This is a genomic window from Neochlamydia sp. AcF84, assembly GCF_011087585.1.
Taxonomy (GTDB): Bacteria; Chlamydiota; Chlamydiia; order Chlamydiales; family Parachlamydiaceae; genus Neochlamydia.
The window spans coordinates 18,409-33,770 of record NZ_VJOT01000073.1 but is presented as its reverse complement, the minus strand read 5'-3'; the positions used below and the strand labels follow the sequence as shown (position 1 = coordinate 33,770).

Below are 15,362 nucleotides of genomic sequence, written 5' to 3'. Positions count from 1 at the left end.
CAAAGGAATTTTAATGAAAATTTTGGTGGCTGGTGCATCCGGGTTTATAGGGAAAAACTTGGTTTTAGCCCTTACGCAAGCAGGCCATGATGTAAAGATACTAGTGCGTAAAAACGCAGGTTTAGCTGAAAATGAAATAAGCTGGGCTCCTGAAAAAGAAGCCATTAGTGATAACGACCTAGAGGGGATTGAAGGAATTATCAATTTAGCCGGTGATAATATTTTTAAAGGACGTTGGACAGAAGCTAAAAAGAAATCTATTATTGAAAGCCGCCTTCAGGCCACTCGTACTCTTGCAAGTTGTTTTTTTCGCTTAAAAAATCCTCCTAAGCTTTTTATTAATGCGTCTGCTATTGGCTATTATGGCAACAGGGGAGAGCTTCTTCTGACGGAAGAGAGTTCAAATGGCACGGGATTTTTAGCTCACGTTTGCGAAGAATGGGAAAAAGCTACACACGCCCTAGAAGCTATGGATGTGCGTGTAGCTTGCCTGCGTTTTGGAATCGTCCTTAGTCCTAAAGGGGGATCTTTAGCGAAAATGTTGTTAGGATTCAAATGGGGAATTGGCGGTAAAATGGGATCGGGACAGCAATATATGAGCTGGGTAAGCTTAGAAGATGTTCTTGCTGTGTTTTTACATATTTTGAAAGCAGAAAAATTGAAAGGACCTATTAACGTGGTGGCTCCGCACCCTGTCACTAATCATGTATTTACTAAAACGTTAGGAAAAGCACTCGGCCGACCTACCCTTTTATCTCTTCCCAGCTTTGTCTTACGGTTCCTATTGGGTGAAAAAGCCGATGAGCTGCTTTTATCCAGTCAACACGTTTCATGCTCGAAATTAATCGATTCGGGCTATACGTTTCTCCATAGTAACCTTGAAAAAGCGCTTCCTCAACTTCTTGCGCAAGAGATTTAGCTTTTTTGGTTAGTTTCTTCATGGATAAATATGCGCTGAATACGAGGCCCTAGACAGGTAATAAGTTCATGGACAATCGAATCTCCTTGTAAAGCTACTTCTTCAGGAGCAAGATATTGACCATGTTCATCCTCGCCAAAAATCAATACCGCATCTCCAATGGCTACATTTTCAATATCCGTAACATCTACCATCATAAAATCCATACAGATTTTTCCTACCATAGGTGCTTTTTGCCCTCGAATGAGAACATACCCTTTTCCACTGTAATGGCGATGAAGACCATCAAAATATCCAATAGGAAGAACAGCGATTATTTGTTTATCCCGTTCTACGCGGTAGCTGCGGCCATAGCTAATGGTATCGCCTGCTTTGCAATAATTAATGCCTGCGATCCTTGAAACAAGCGTAAGAGCTAGCCGCAATTCCATTGCTTGGCGGGCAGCTTCTGAGCAATGGAGTCCATAGATAGCTAGACCCACGCGAACCATGTTATACTGATTAAAATCGAATCTAACAACAGCGCTTGAGTTTGAGGCATGATAATAATTAGCTGTAATCTGATGTTTTTTTAGCTGAGCAATGACCGCATCAAAGCTCTGCGTTTGAGCGAACGTGAAAAAATCTTGTGCCGGGTCATCAGCACAGGCAAAATGGGTCATTAAGCCCTCTAAAATAAGATGGGGGCAATCTTTGATTAAAGTCGCAAGCTCTAAGGCGTTGTTAGCTGAGCATCCTAGGCGATTCATTCCTGTATCAACATGCAAGTGTACTCGAATGCTTTTATTTTGTTTAGAAGCCTCGTTTGCTAGGGCAGTAATAAATTCTTTTTCACTGACCCCCACTTCCAGCTCCCATTTAACAATTTTTGATATTTCATAAAGAGAAGAATGGATCACAAAAACTGTTTGCTTAATTCCAGCTCTTTTAAGCGCTACCCCTTCCTCTACACAGGAAACGCCCAGGATATCTACCCCGCAGGTCGATAAAAATTTTCCTATGCGTATCTCCTCGGTGCCATAAGCTAGCGCTTTAACCATCACCATAAGGCGCGTCTTAGCTCCTACCTTATGTCGAATGGTTGCAATGTTGGATTGTATAGCAGCAAGATTTATAAAACATTGATTGCTGGCTATGCTATCATTAAAAATTTCTATTAAATTATTTAATGGTTCTTTACGTTCATTTTTGATGACTACATAGTCATTGCATTGTATATGTGCTTGCATCTGCTCAAGGGCATCGCGATAGGTATTATAATGGCAAATTTCTAAAGGGCTTTTTGTTTTGTTAACAATGTTAATGATTTCTTGAAAATTATGTGAGCCAACTAAAGCTAGCATTTGCACTTTATTTTTTATAAGAGCATGGCCTATGCGCCTATATTCCGAAGTGTTATTTTCTTTTTTTCCTCGTATGCCACCAAAAATAAATATCCTACGATGTTCAGTAGAAGAGTGCTCAAAATGTTTAAGGGCTTGATCAACAGATTGAGGATCGGAGCTATAAGTTTCATTAATAAATGTTGCACCTATTGGCGACTTCCATATTTCTGTGCGCATTGGCTCTAATATATAGTTACAAAGGACTTCTTTGATTACCTCAGCAGAGACTCCCAGGAGCCAGGCAGCTTTAACTGAAATGTTAAGAAGATCCATGAAATAATAGAAGCCAGCATTAACCCTTTCTTTTAAATAAGTTCCGCAAGGAAATTTAATGCCATAGAGCATCTCAACTTCGTAAGGCTTGCTTAAAAGATGAGCATGGGGAAGAAAAGGAGTTTCTTTATTCCAAAAATAGTAAGGAGCTTTAATCTGTTTTAAATAGGGCTCGAGAAAAGGAGTTTGAGGGATAAGGGCCCATTTATTTTCAGGAGGGACAGTTATAAGCTTAATAGTTTCTGCTACAAGGGCCTGTTGGTTGCCGAAAGTAATCAGATGCTTTTTGCCTAAATGGGTAAGTATACAGGCTTGAGGATGAATAATTTTTGCTAAGCGATCCATTTCATTATCTTGGGACACCGCTGCTTCTATCAGCGCAATCTCATGCTGTTGAGAGATGTTGAGAATGCTTAAAGGTACGCCCACTTGGCTATTAAAGCTACCAGGAGATGCTATTACTCTTTTGGTAGGTGCTATCATCGCCTGTAACAAATCTTTAACCATTGTTTTACCATGCGTACCAGTGATGCCAACAATCAAGGACTTAAGTTGATGCCGATAGGCTGTGGCTATCTCTTGGAAAGCTTTTAAAGGATCTAAAACACGTAAAAGATTAATAGCAGGTAACTTGGCTGGTTGCCAATCATTGCGTACAATTGCAAAGCGTGCACCTGCTATAGCTGCTTGTTCAACATAATGATGACCATCTTCAACCTGTCCTGGTAAAGCTACAAATAGTGCATGGGGAGAGGAAATTAAGCGTGAGTCAATACAGATTTGATCAATGATAGGGGAGCCTATACAAGGGCTAGATAGGGCTGCAGAAAAGCCTTCCCAGAGTCTTAGGTCAAATGGATCCATAGCTAATCAGTAAGTAGGTTAGAGGCACTATAACTTATTCATCATAGAAATTCAAGGTAGAGAAGTTTTTGTGGGTAAATCTCTTATAGCTTAAGTAGACATCCTCAAAAATGATATAGGAAAAAGCGAGTTTTAGAATTTAAATTTTTGTGCAAATATTTATCAAAATTTTTACTAATATTTATCTACTATTTTTCAATGAATAGGATAAAGAAATATTGTAGCAGCTTTATTCAAGATAAGAAAGGTGAGCCAAATAGAAGCATGGGTAAAGCGATTTTCTATCTATATATCCATGGGGAAGGATTTATCCTATTTCTGCGTATTCCTGAAGTTCCTTTAACTAATAATATCGCAGGATAAATGATGAAAAAAGCTGTTTTAAATCGCAAAAATGCATATTCCTTTCGCAATAAAACTGGAGCTAAAATTACCGACATCCTTATGGGCGTGATGGAAATTTGCGCTCTCAATCAGCTTAACCCCTACATTTTTCTAATTGCAATTCAACGGTACCAAGAAAATGTTCGCCGAAATCTGAAATTTTGGCTCTCTGGGGTTTATGAAAAAAGACTTAAGAAGTTTCGGTCAACTCTCCTGCAATTACAACCTCCTCCTCTTTGACCTCATGAATCTTATTGATTAAGTCATTGATAATGTCTTGAACTAAATCTTCTAGCAATGCCGCATATTTATTAAATTCTGGCCATAGCGTATTGTTAACAAAGGTTGGAGTTGCTCGAAGCATAACTGTGGTGTTTTTCTGTTTTTTATAACGGTACGTCCGAATTTGAAACTTATTGCAAAGGGCAACAAACAGTTTTTTCTTCCACTCATTTCCAAGGCGAATTGTATATTCAAGAGGTTTTTCAGCTGGTTCCTGCTTATGTCGTTCTAAAATTCGGTTTTTAGCAAGGGTAGCAGCATGCTTTTCACCTTCACTTTTGCTGCTCGCAATCAGAGCTTCGATTTTTTTAATTTTTTCTAACATGTCCATACAAACATAATATTCCATTGGAAAGTTTACTTAAATGATTTTCATGCCTGGAAACAGCCAGGCCATTGATAAACAAGATATTCTCAAATTTGAAGGTTATTCGTTAAGCATGCTCACTGCAAGGACACCTTTCTCTAAAAAACAAAGGAAAAAAGGACAGTATCAAAATTTAAATACGTTTAATTTCAAAGAGGAAATAAAAGGATAGTTTGGCTTAAAGGACTAGCCTTCTGCGTAGCTCTCATCACAAAGACCTTCAAAAACGAAGACGGTTCTTAAAGAGCTCTCCACAGGTGATTAACGATTTAAGTCATGAGGCTGATCGCATCTATGAAATCCATCATAAACGATGTAAGTTAGAAAAGTATTACAAAATCGATAAAGCAAAATACTAGCCTTAAGAAGTCTCCAATTAAAATCGTTCGTTTTCAAGGAGGCCATACCTTTGCCTCTTTTATCGCTTATTGCAAGCTTGAATTTCCTAAAATCAAAACTTCACTTAATCATTTTGCTCTAGGATATAGAATAATCCTTAAAGCTAAGCAGATGGCCTGTCAAGAATTGCAAACTTTACAGAGAAATTCCATGTCTGCGTAAGGTAAATTAAAATTTCATTGCTACCAAACAACTTCCTTTGTATAAGAAAATTTTTATCTTTTGGAAAAATAGCATGCGAAATTTTCTTTGTATTTTTTTCTTATACACTGTTTGCTCACACCTACAAGCTACTGAAGAACCCGTGGGTTTTGCAAAAGCTACTACCGCCCAAGAAGTTTTCATAGGAGAGCAAAATATCGCTACTTTAGGTGGAGAGCCTTCAGCTATGGTAGACGGCTGCGTTAACGCCATCACGGGTACTTTTATCGATAGTGGGATTGATCTATGGGCCCCAGGCCCCGATCCTCTTTATGTGGAACGCATCTATACCCATACCAGCGGCTGGAGTATTAACGAGCCAGAAAATGTAGAAATGCTTGGGGGCAGCTTAAACAGAGTCGTTCACGAAGAAAAAGGCATGAAGGCTTTATATACCAATACCCTAATTGGGCGCACCCTTTTCATCGATGCAACCAATTACAGTCAGGGGTTGACCAATTGCTCTAAAGGATTCATCAGCGGCAAAAGCAATCCTCATAATCTTCAGATGCAAATTGTTTCTCCTAAACCAGGTACTTTCGCCGTGTACTTAAGAGATGGTTCAAAAAGCCTTAAATATTTTGGTTCTAGTCATCGCACGCCACTTTCCCTGGCTGCTATTCGCTATCAACATGGGCTTACTTATGAACAAAAACCTTATGGAATTAAGACGCAGTATACCTATCAAAAATCCCCCTTAGGGTGGAAAATTGGTGAGATAAGTCATACGAATAGCCTTCAGCAAGATTTAGGGATTATTTACTTTGAATATGATAATTTTAAGCTTAATCCTCGCATGGTAGCCTATGCCAATAAAGATAAAAGCGGAAGCTGCGAATATCTTTTCAGCAATTATCCGGCCAGGCCTGAGCTCCATCAAGTGATTTCTACCAACGCTCCCAAAATTTGCTATTCATACGATGATACTACCCACCGCATGAAACAAAAAGCCCTACCCAATGGTCGCTGCAAGCAAATTGAATATTACGATGAGACCAACCCTTGCGCCTATACTAAAAAACCTTTAACTTTTTACGATACATGTACTTCCCCTTATGAACGTGTCTCTTGTTTAAAAGCTGCTGTAGGCACCGATCAAACCCTGCATCCTACCCATCGCTTTTACTATGAGGTAAACCCCATCAACCGTAAAAGTCGTATTTATAGCTATCCAGGTGGAACGACCCGCGTGCTCGATCTTCATAATCAAGAAACTCGCTATCATCATGACTCAAAAAGACGCTTAACAGGCATCGATAAGCTGTTAGACTCTAATCTTTATCGCACGCAAAGTTTTTTTTGGAGCTCTTTGCCACATTTAGAGGGATGCTTAACAACCAAAACCTTACAAGATGGCCAGGGTAACTTACTAAGCAGCCGCTATTACGATTACGACAAAAATGGAAATATAAAACATGAATGGCTTCTTGGAAATCTTACGGGAAATGCAAAGGGCCCTGTGCTAAATAAAGAGGGCATTCCTATAGCGGGACAATATGATAGCTACATTCGCACTTATGAGTATAGTGATGACGGATATAACCACTTATTACGTGAGCAAGATGGATGTAAGGAGATCGTTTACCTCTATTACCCTAAATCTGCCTTACTCCATAAAAAATTGATGCGCGTGAATAACAAAATCGTCTATCGCGAGTTTTATACTTATAACAGCAATGGTTCAATCACGCGTTATGTTTATGATGATGGACATACTTTAGAAGAAGATGATCTGACAGGTATCACAGAGCGCCATAGTGTCTATACCAGCTATCGCGATCAATTTCCGGTGGGTTTACCTGAAATTATCGAAGAAAAATATCTAGACCTTGCCCTTAAGGAAGAGATTTTACTGCGAAAAACGCAAAATTTCCATGATCATCAAGGGCGGATAACCCAGCAAACCCATTTCGATAGTAACGGCCAGCCTCACTTTACTTTGCATTGGGATTACGATGCCCATGGAAATATTCTTAAGGAGACCAATGCTTTAGGGCATGCCTCTTTCTATCAATACGATGAAAACGACAATCTTATTTTTGAACAACACCCTGGCAAAGATTTTCATACTGTTCATGAATATGACTTTTCCAATCGACGCATTTGTTCTAAAGATATTCATGCTGATCAGACATTAGTGACCCATTATGCTTATAATGGCCTTAGTCAAAAAGTAGCGATGACCAATTGGCAGGGAGAGACCACGCAATACACTTACGATCATTGTGGACGTTTAATTAAAACCATCTATCCCAAGCTATTAGATGCTGACGGTAATTTTCATCAGCCTTTTGAGTGTATTGAGTATGATATTGCCGATAACCCTATCGGTAAAACGGATCGGCGAGGTTTTAAAACAACCTATAATTATAATATCCGCGGTCAGCCTTGCTTAATCCAACACCCTGATGGATCGACCGAAAAAAATGAATATACCCTTGAGGGCTATCTGGCTAAAAGCATCGCCTTAAATGGAAAGGTTACCCAAACAGATTATGATTATTTAGGAAGAGCTTGCCGGCAAATGACTTTTGCTCCTACAGGGGAAAAGCTCAGTGAAACAACTACCCATTACAATCATTTTCATAAGATAGCCGAAGTGGATGCTGAAGGGCAATTTACTTATTATCAATATGATGCTGCGGGCCGTCTGGCCAGCATCGTGAAAAATGAGGCAAAAACTGCTTATCAATATGATGCCTGCCAACGGCTCGCTAAGACGCTGGAATATTTTGGTCCCGAGGAAAAAGACTATATTGCCAACGTTAAAGAGTATGATGCCATGGATCGCCTCATCGAAGAGCGGACCGAGGATGCTGAAGGACAGGTTTTAACTAAAATAGGCTATCTTTACAACGAGCAAGGAAAGCCCATCCAAACGATTGCTCATCATCAAGCCAAGCCTGTTATCACTTTTACCCACTACAATGCCTATGGGGAGGTGGAAAGTGTTATTGATCCTCAAGGGCATACCACCCGCACCCTCTTTTATTATCTGCACCTTAACCAAGCGGGCCAATATGTATATGCTAAAGAAACCATCGATGCCATAGGCCAATCTTTTTTTCAGGAGCATGATAGCTGCGGGCATGTTCGCTTGGAAATTCGTCGCGACCCTATGGGTGTGCTCCTGCAAAAACGTGAGTTTTTTTATGATGCAGAAGGACTTTGCTGTAAACAAATTGAGCATGTGTTGGCTCCTCATCAACCTGATCGCCTGGTCACCACTCATTTTGAGTATGACTTTGCCAAAAATCTGATCAGTTGTACGGAAGCGGTAGGAAATCCTGAACAAAAGCAAACAAAGTATGTCTATAATGCTTATAGGCAAAAAGAAAAAGTGATCAAACCCGATGGGATAGAACTGCACTACGCCTATGACTGGCTAGGTCGCCTCACCTCTTTTTCCTCCACAGATCACTCTTTGCATTACCACTATACTTATGATGCTAATTCTAATGTTGTGGGTGTGGAGGATAAGCATACAGGAAAGTCTACCACGCGTATTTTCGATAATAATAAACGTTTGGTCCAAGAAACTTTATCTCATGGATTAACGCAAAAATATAGTTACGATAATTTAGATAGGATCCAGGAAATTATACTTCCAGACGATTCTTCTATTCAATACTCTTATAAATCGCTTTATCTTCATCAAATTAGCCGAGGCCCTTACCGACACACTTATCAGCATTACAATCTTTCGGGGGCATTAGAAGAGGCTAAATTGATGGCTGAAGCAGGCTCGCTTCAATACGCTTACGATGCCTATTCTCGCCTAATTAGCATTTCGTCTAAGTACTTAAAAGAAAATATTCCTGAAAACGGCTTTGATCAAGTGGGCCATCTTTTAAAAAGAACAACCCTCGATCCCGTGGGCCAAGTAAATCATACCTATACATACGATGGTTTATATCAGCTTCAATCCGAAAAAGGCCTAGTGGATCATACTTATTGTCATGACTCCCTCTATAATAGGGTGGAGAAAAATAAAATTCCTCATAGCGTTAATGCTCTCAATCAGCTCCTCCATGATGGCTTAGACCCCCATGTCTATGACCTCAATGGCAATCTTATACGTAAAGGCTCTTTAAACTTATCCTACGATGCTTTAGATCGCTTGATTGCCATTCATACTCCTACGCAGCAGGTCACCTATGTCTATGATGAGCTTAACCGCCGTTTAAGCAGCACCTTTTATTCCCGCTCCAAAGTTGAAAATAAGTGGCTACCTGAGAAAGAAATTCGTTACATGTACCATGGACTTAGCGAAATTGGCGCCTGTGACTCTAAGGGCAACATCGAGCAATTGCGCATATTAGGTAAAGGTAAAGGAGCGGAAATAGAGGCTTCGGTTTTGCTAGAACTGCAAGGTAAAGCTTACATACCCATCCATGATACATTAGGCAATATTCGCCTCCTGATTAACGCCAAAACCCATACCATAGAAGAAACTTATCGATATACCGCTTATGGACAAGAATTTATTTATGGCAAAAATAATAAGCTTAGCAAGCAATCGATCAATCCTTGGCGTTTTTCTTCTAAACGTGTAGACGCTGAAACCCAGTTTGTTTACTTTGGACGCCGCTATTACAACCCCACTACCGGGCGCTGGATAAGTGCCGATCCCTTAAGCTTTGAGGCAGGACCTAATCTGTATGCCTATGTTTTAAACAATCCTTTAAATGATAGAGATCTATATGGATTAAGAGGTTCAAATCCTAGCCGTTGGGAGAAACACCGCGAAAGTGTGATCATGTATGGCAAAGAGCGCGCCTCTTATAGAATGGAAAAAACACCCCTTAGAGGAAAAGGCGAAAACATAAAAAATCTACCTAGGGTTAGCTTTACAGATAGATTTGAAAGAAATTTTGTGCGCTGTGAAAGCTCTTCATTAGCTGTATTGCTAGGGAGTAAATCAGAAAATTTTCGCCTGGGTGTTCATAATGGCATTATGACAACCCAGCTAGAGGCTATTAACAATGCCATCCACCTTAGAGAATTAGGGTGGGAATATTCGATAGATGTCATCCATAATGCTACGCACAATTTGCTTAATGATTGTATTGAATCAGGCTTAGGTTTATGTTATACAGCTACTACGCCAGTACGCGTTAATCATGAAACCTGGGATAAATTCTTTGACGAATATCCACGCGGAGAGTATTTTCAAATCTGCCATAGCCAAGGAGCCATCAATGTCCGCAATGCTCTTTTAAGTTATGATGAAAAGCTACGCAAGCAAATTACTGTGTTAGCGATTGCTCCAGCAGCTTATATGTATGCTGACTCCTGTAGAAAAGCTTATCACTATCGGGCAGAAGCTTGGCGCGATCCTATCCCTTATATCGATGTGGGAGGATTAATACGGAGTAAGCGTGACACAGTGACTTTAAATTCTTGCCCAGGGGCCGCTTTTCATGATCATTCTTTCCAAAGTCCTACTTATGAAGGAGCAATAGATGACCATATTAATACTTTCCTTAAAAATAGAAGATAAGGACGGCAAATTATGAATAAAATTCAGGTTCCTATTTGTATCATTTTAATGTTCATATTATCTGGTTGCGTATTGAGCTTATTGGATAGCTATGAAGAGCCTAAGCAGGCGAAATTCGTAGGCGACATTTTAAATAGCGTCTCTAAAAAGCTTCAAAAAAAATATAGCATGCGTACCATTGGTACAGGCATAGGCATGCCTGATGGAGTGGTAACTATGTTAGCCTTAAGTTTTGAAAAAACAGGCCCTCTAACCAAAGATGAAGGGCGTAGAATCATTGTAGATTGTGTACAAGAAATGCTTCAAATTATCAATACTCATGAAAAAATTAGACCTTATTTAGAAAATTATCCCTTTACCTCTAATAACGTTGAAATTAGGCTTTTTTTAAAGACAAAAGATGGAAATAAAATTTATGAACCTGATTATGGCGTAATTTCTGAAATCGATGGGTCAGTTAACTACAAATATAAATCTTCAGAAAACCCAAAAAAAAATTCAAAAATAGAGGAAGAAAAGTTTGAGGAAGCTTTGAAAATGGTTCAAAATGAAAGTAGGAAATAAATTTATATTCGCATTTTTATATTGCTTTAAGCCACGATATTTGGTGCTGTGCTAAGCTTGCTAGATAGCTATAAAGAAGCTGAGCAGGTTAAACGGGTAGGCGAAATCTTAAGTAATACGCTTATGAAACTAGGCTTGCATACCCAATCCTATCAAAGCTACCAATCGGCCTAAGAGGATGCTTTTATAAAACATAGAGGTGCATAAGGGTTAGCTTAAAGACGTATGAGAATTCGCCAAACGTTCCAGGCAAACTATAACGTGTGCACCACGGGTACAGGTATATGCATACCTGGTGGAGTGGTAGCAATATTGATCTAAATTTTATATTCCTTATTATATGCTTTAAAAAGCTTAGCCTGCCTACCCTACCTTTTAAAAAATGCCTCTCTACTCAATGAGAAGAATTCTATAAAGTACCTGGCTGCATAAGGATTAGCTCAAAAGTATAAGGTGTATTGTTAACTTGAGTTTCAAGCTTTTTAGGGAGTAATCAGAAAGCAAGTTTCCTTGCCAATAAGCTTTGATGAAGGCTTTTTTGGATGGTGAAAGTTAAGCTGCTATTCCTGCTAGTGGATTGAAAAATAAATTTTTTATCATTTTGAAGCTACACTCGATCTTTTCTTAAGCCCAAATTTTGCTTTGAAAATTAAAATTTAGATCATGGATAAAGAAGACAGCAAATTTCTATAGAATCTCTTCCCGCGGTAAGCTGTGGAGATTCTTCTGCAATAGAGCAGCTCCTTCTCTTTTATTATGTCAATGATAAATAAAACTTTATGAAAATTTTAATAGAGTGTTACTTAAAAGGGACTTTATCCTATTGCTGCTGCAAATCCATAGGTCCTTAAGATGCGCCCACAAGGCTTTTGCTGAGTCGTCGGATCGTAACAGCTAAAAGTCATGTGTATAGGCACGTCTAAAGCGATGCCCTAACGAATAATTTCGGCTTTATTCCACTGGATTAAAGGTGTTAAAAGCTGAGGCGAGCTTCCTTCAGCAGCTTGCTTAGTGCCCACATTTAAAACCTACTGAAAAGCTTGAATGTAGCTAAGTGTACATTCGGGATAGGAGGGAGTATCTAATGCATTAGCTCCTAAATAAATTTCCTGAGCATCTAGTATTTCAGCTTGCCCCATAGCATAAGCTAGAAAAAGAGCGTTACGCGCTGGCACATAGGTATTGGGGGGTTGCCCTGAGCCTATATCTTCTTTTAATCGATTTTTTGATAACGCTAGAGCTGATTCTAAAGAGAAAGATTTAAAAATACTTAAGTCAATTTGGACAATACAATGTATAACTTGATAGTATCTGGCGATCTTGCTGGCGCTCATAATCTCTATTACTAAATAAAGGGATTTTTAATTTAGAGTTTTAAGTATCGATAAGAAGCTAGGCTTGCGCAGATGAAAAATGGTAAGAAAGTAGCTAGCCAAGGTTCGACTACCTGCCTTTTTCCTAGCACAAGAGTAGCATTAAGGAGAAGATAGATGGCCACTAAACCAAAAATACCTAAAGCATAGATAAAAAAAGGAGAAAGAGTACGTGAGTACCTCACACAGAAGGGTGCAATACCGACAACGACTAGTAAGCATAACCAAGGTATAATCATTTTATGGTAAAACACAGAGGCTCTGTGAGATTCTTTCTGGCTTAGTATGCTAAAAAAAGGAGGGAGTTTCTTCCATAATTCAGATAGAGATTCATCCTCCGGATTGGTTATCCCTTGAAAGAGATCGCGTTTGTGAAAACGCATTTCCGGAAAAGAGAGAAGGTCGAAACTTTTTATAATCACAAGCTCGCCCGTAGGTTGGCGTTTAAAATGATCGATAAAATGCCCGACAGGAGGCTGACTATAGGGATAAAGGTATTTAATCCGATAAATATCATTAATATCACGGATCCAATAGGCGTCCACAAGTTTTTTTTCGTTAGAGTTATAATCATGAAAAATAATATGGCTATTATCCTTTAAATTTAAGCTTTTTACTGCTAACTGAAGAAGGCCTTTATGCTTGTGGATACGGTGGGTTTGCTCGATCTGCTTAATTTTCTGCAAGGCTAAAGGGATCCAAAACTGGGTGCTTATATACATGAGGAAGACCATCGTCATTCCCAAAAAGATAAAAGGTCTGATTAATGTTCGAAGGGGGATACCGCTAGCCATTAGCGCTACCAACTCGTTATGGATATTTAAATTAGTAAGAGTACGGATGGTAGCTAAAAGCAAGCCAAAAGGAACGAAAACTTCCATTCTTTGGACAAATTCGCAGACATAGTAAAGAGCTATTTCGTAAACTTGAAAATAAAGGTGATGATAATGGAAACTGCTGGCATGGCTAGAATAATCAATTAATACATAAAGACCATAAAAAGTTAAAATGAAAAGAAAAAAAAATTTTATAGTTTCTTTTAAAAAATAACGAGGCCAGATTTTAATCATTATTCGATTCCTTTGGACAAACGCGAAAGCATGTTTAAAGCGGCGAGAATAATAATCATTTGAGGGAGCAGATAGAATAGGGTGGAGAGCACTAGCTGATGTTCTGCCCCTTTGGCGAAGAAAAAAGCTACAATATATAAGGCTGCTAATCCTATGACATAAATAAGCCCTCGATGATGGGGATTTCTACCAATGCTCATCCCAAAGGAGGCACCCATTAATGTAAAGGTGAAGGCTGCTAAGGAAATGGAAAAACGCCGAATCAGCTCTGCATAACTTCGATTAAGGTGATGGGAAACTTGTTTTAAGCCTATTCTATCATTATCGCCATGTTCACGCAGGGCTTTTTCTTTTTTCAAATCTTGTATACGTGCTCTTAATAAGGCAAGACGTAGATGGTCATTATTTAATGTCCAAACTTTTTTTTGAAGTAGCTGAGCAAAGTCTTTAATAGATGTTTTCATTTCACCAATATTTTCGACCAGCAAGTCATCATGACGGGGTAGGTGATTGCTATGCGTAGGAGTGATTAATGTCATCTGGCTACCTTGGAAGGTCGCTGAATTTGCTTGTAAGTTTTTGGCTAAAATTAAATGGATACTAGAATTGTGCTTATTAGGGATAGCAAGAATGCTATCACCCGCATATTCACCCGTACGAGAGTGACCTAAAGTGTCTGAAAATATACCTCTTAGGCGCATTAAGTGTTTGTTATGGAGAAGGAGGAGCGGATTAATAGTGCGTAGCTCCATTTTTGTAAGGCCCGTCTGCAAATGGGATTGAGTAGCCAATTCGGAAACAATATAAAAGTTTAGGGCTGCTATGAAGAAGCTTGCTATTAACAAAGGAGCCAGCACCTCACGCAAAGAAAGGCCGCACGCCCGAAAGGCTGTCATTTCATGAGATTGAGATAAACGCTGCATTAAAATTATTGCTGAAATTAAACAGGAAATAGGGATAGCGACAGGAAGTAAATAGGGGATTTGCTGCAAAGCAAACCATAAAATGATCCATCCTTCAGATCCTAAGGCAGCAAAGTGAGCTATCTCATCTAGCCGGGTAATTAAAAGAATAAAAATAAAAGACAGTAGGCAAAGAAAAAAAACTTTTATATACTGCTTTAACAAGTAGCGCCAGATTATAGGCATTTTTTAACTCTAAAAGATTAGCTAAAAAATAGCATACAATGAATCAATCATTTGTCTCAATCAGGATTGTGGGGATGGGCACTAGAGCGTAGAGCTCAATAATATTAGAAAAAGATTAATGCAAGTTGATCAATTAAGAGTTGTGTGGGTGGCTAGCTAAAGTTTAAATAGGTAAAAGCTTTCTTTAATGCAGATATTAACGAATGAACGTTTTAAATGAGTTTTCAAACCAGTGGCCGCGAATCCTTTTTTTGCCTGCTATATAAAAATATAAACTAAAGGGAGCCTATGGACAAGAAAGAGTGGTTTATCAAGATTGACGATCAAAAAGAAGGACCTTTTAGTATTGCCGAGCTAAAAATTCATCCACGCTTGACCCCAGATACATGGGTGCGGAAAATAGAAGGGGAAGAGTGGTTACCGGCGCGCCAAGTCCCAGAATTAAAAGTCTTGTTTGAAGACCATCATTCGCAAGAACTTAACGATAAATTTAAACCCAATAAACCGCAGCTTCAAGAAGATTCCCTTTTGTTACTGGAAAAACCTCAGTCTCCCTTTTTTATCTATTGGCTAATTGTGTTGCTATTCCTTTGTCTCTATGTTTTCTATCAATTTTACAATTTCTAGATA

The 15,362-nt window shown here is 39.0% G+C and carries 9 protein-coding genes; 4 read left to right on the top strand and 5 right to left on the bottom strand.

The features are described 5' to 3' along the window. The first annotated feature begins 13 nt into the window (after positions 1 to 13). Positions 14 to 919: a TIGR01777 family oxidoreductase gene (locus tag NEOC84_RS08355; RefSeq protein ID WP_166158003.1), complete on the top strand. Its 906-nt coding sequence runs from the start codon at positions 14 to 16 to the stop codon at positions 917 to 919. Here the strand turns inward: NEOC84_RS08355 and alr are convergent. Next, a complete protein-coding gene (alr, locus tag NEOC84_RS08350) occupies positions 916 to 3,441 on the bottom strand; it encodes an alanine racemase (protein WP_166158000.1) in 2,526 nt (841 codons plus the stop codon). The genes NEOC84_RS08355 and alr overlap by 4 nt on opposite strands. A 574-nt stretch (positions 3,442 to 4,015) precedes the next feature. After that, positions 4,016 to 4,438: a hypothetical protein gene (locus NEOC84_RS08345; protein ID WP_166157997.1), complete on the bottom strand. Its 423-nt coding sequence runs from the start codon at positions 4,436 to 4,438 to the stop codon at positions 4,016 to 4,018. A gap of 670 nt (positions 4,439 to 5,108) precedes the next feature. On the opposite strand from NEOC84_RS08345, the gene NEOC84_RS08340 reads away from it, so the two are divergent. Further along, entirely contained in the window at positions 5,109 to 10,577 is a 5,469-nt protein-coding gene (locus NEOC84_RS08340) for an RHS repeat-associated core domain-containing protein (RefSeq protein WP_166157994.1), read from the top strand. A gap of 12 nt (positions 10,578 to 10,589) precedes the next feature. Next, entirely contained in the window at positions 10,590 to 11,141 is a 552-nt protein-coding gene (locus NEOC84_RS08335) for a hypothetical protein (RefSeq protein ID WP_166157991.1), read from the top strand. A gap of 1,028 nt (positions 11,142 to 12,169) precedes the next feature. Here the strand turns inward: NEOC84_RS08335 and NEOC84_RS08330 are convergent. Genes NEOC84_RS08330 through NEOC84_RS08320 form a run of 3 tightly spaced genes read right to left on the bottom strand, consistent with a single transcriptional unit; the run spans position 12,170 to position 14,732 of the window. Further along, positions 12,170 to 12,475 (bottom strand): 7-cyano-7-deazaguanine synthase, encoded by a 306-nt coding sequence (locus NEOC84_RS08330; protein ID WP_166157988.1) that lies wholly within the window; start codon positions 12,473 to 12,475, stop codon positions 12,170 to 12,172. Between the two features lie 32 nt (positions 12,476 to 12,507). Beyond that, complete coding sequence (locus NEOC84_RS08325; RefSeq protein WP_166157985.1) at positions 12,508 to 13,584, bottom strand: LptF/LptG family permease; 1,077 nt, start codon at positions 13,582 to 13,584, stop codon at positions 12,508 to 12,510. Next, on the bottom strand, positions 13,584 to 14,732 hold the full coding sequence (locus NEOC84_RS08320; protein ID WP_166157982.1) for an LptF/LptG family permease: 1,149 nt from the start codon (positions 14,730 to 14,732) through the stop codon (positions 13,584 to 13,586). The genes NEOC84_RS08325 and NEOC84_RS08320 overlap by 1 nt, the downstream gene beginning before the upstream one ends. Positions 14,733 to 15,020: 288 nt before the next feature. Between NEOC84_RS08320 and NEOC84_RS08315 the strand changes: the two genes are divergently transcribed. Beyond that, the gene (locus NEOC84_RS08315) at positions 15,021 to 15,359 is read left to right on the top strand and encodes a DUF4339 domain-containing protein (RefSeq protein ID WP_166157979.1); all 339 of its coding nucleotides are present in this window, start codon (positions 15,021 to 15,023) and stop codon (positions 15,357 to 15,359) included. Positions 15,360 to 15,362 lie beyond the last annotated feature (3 nt).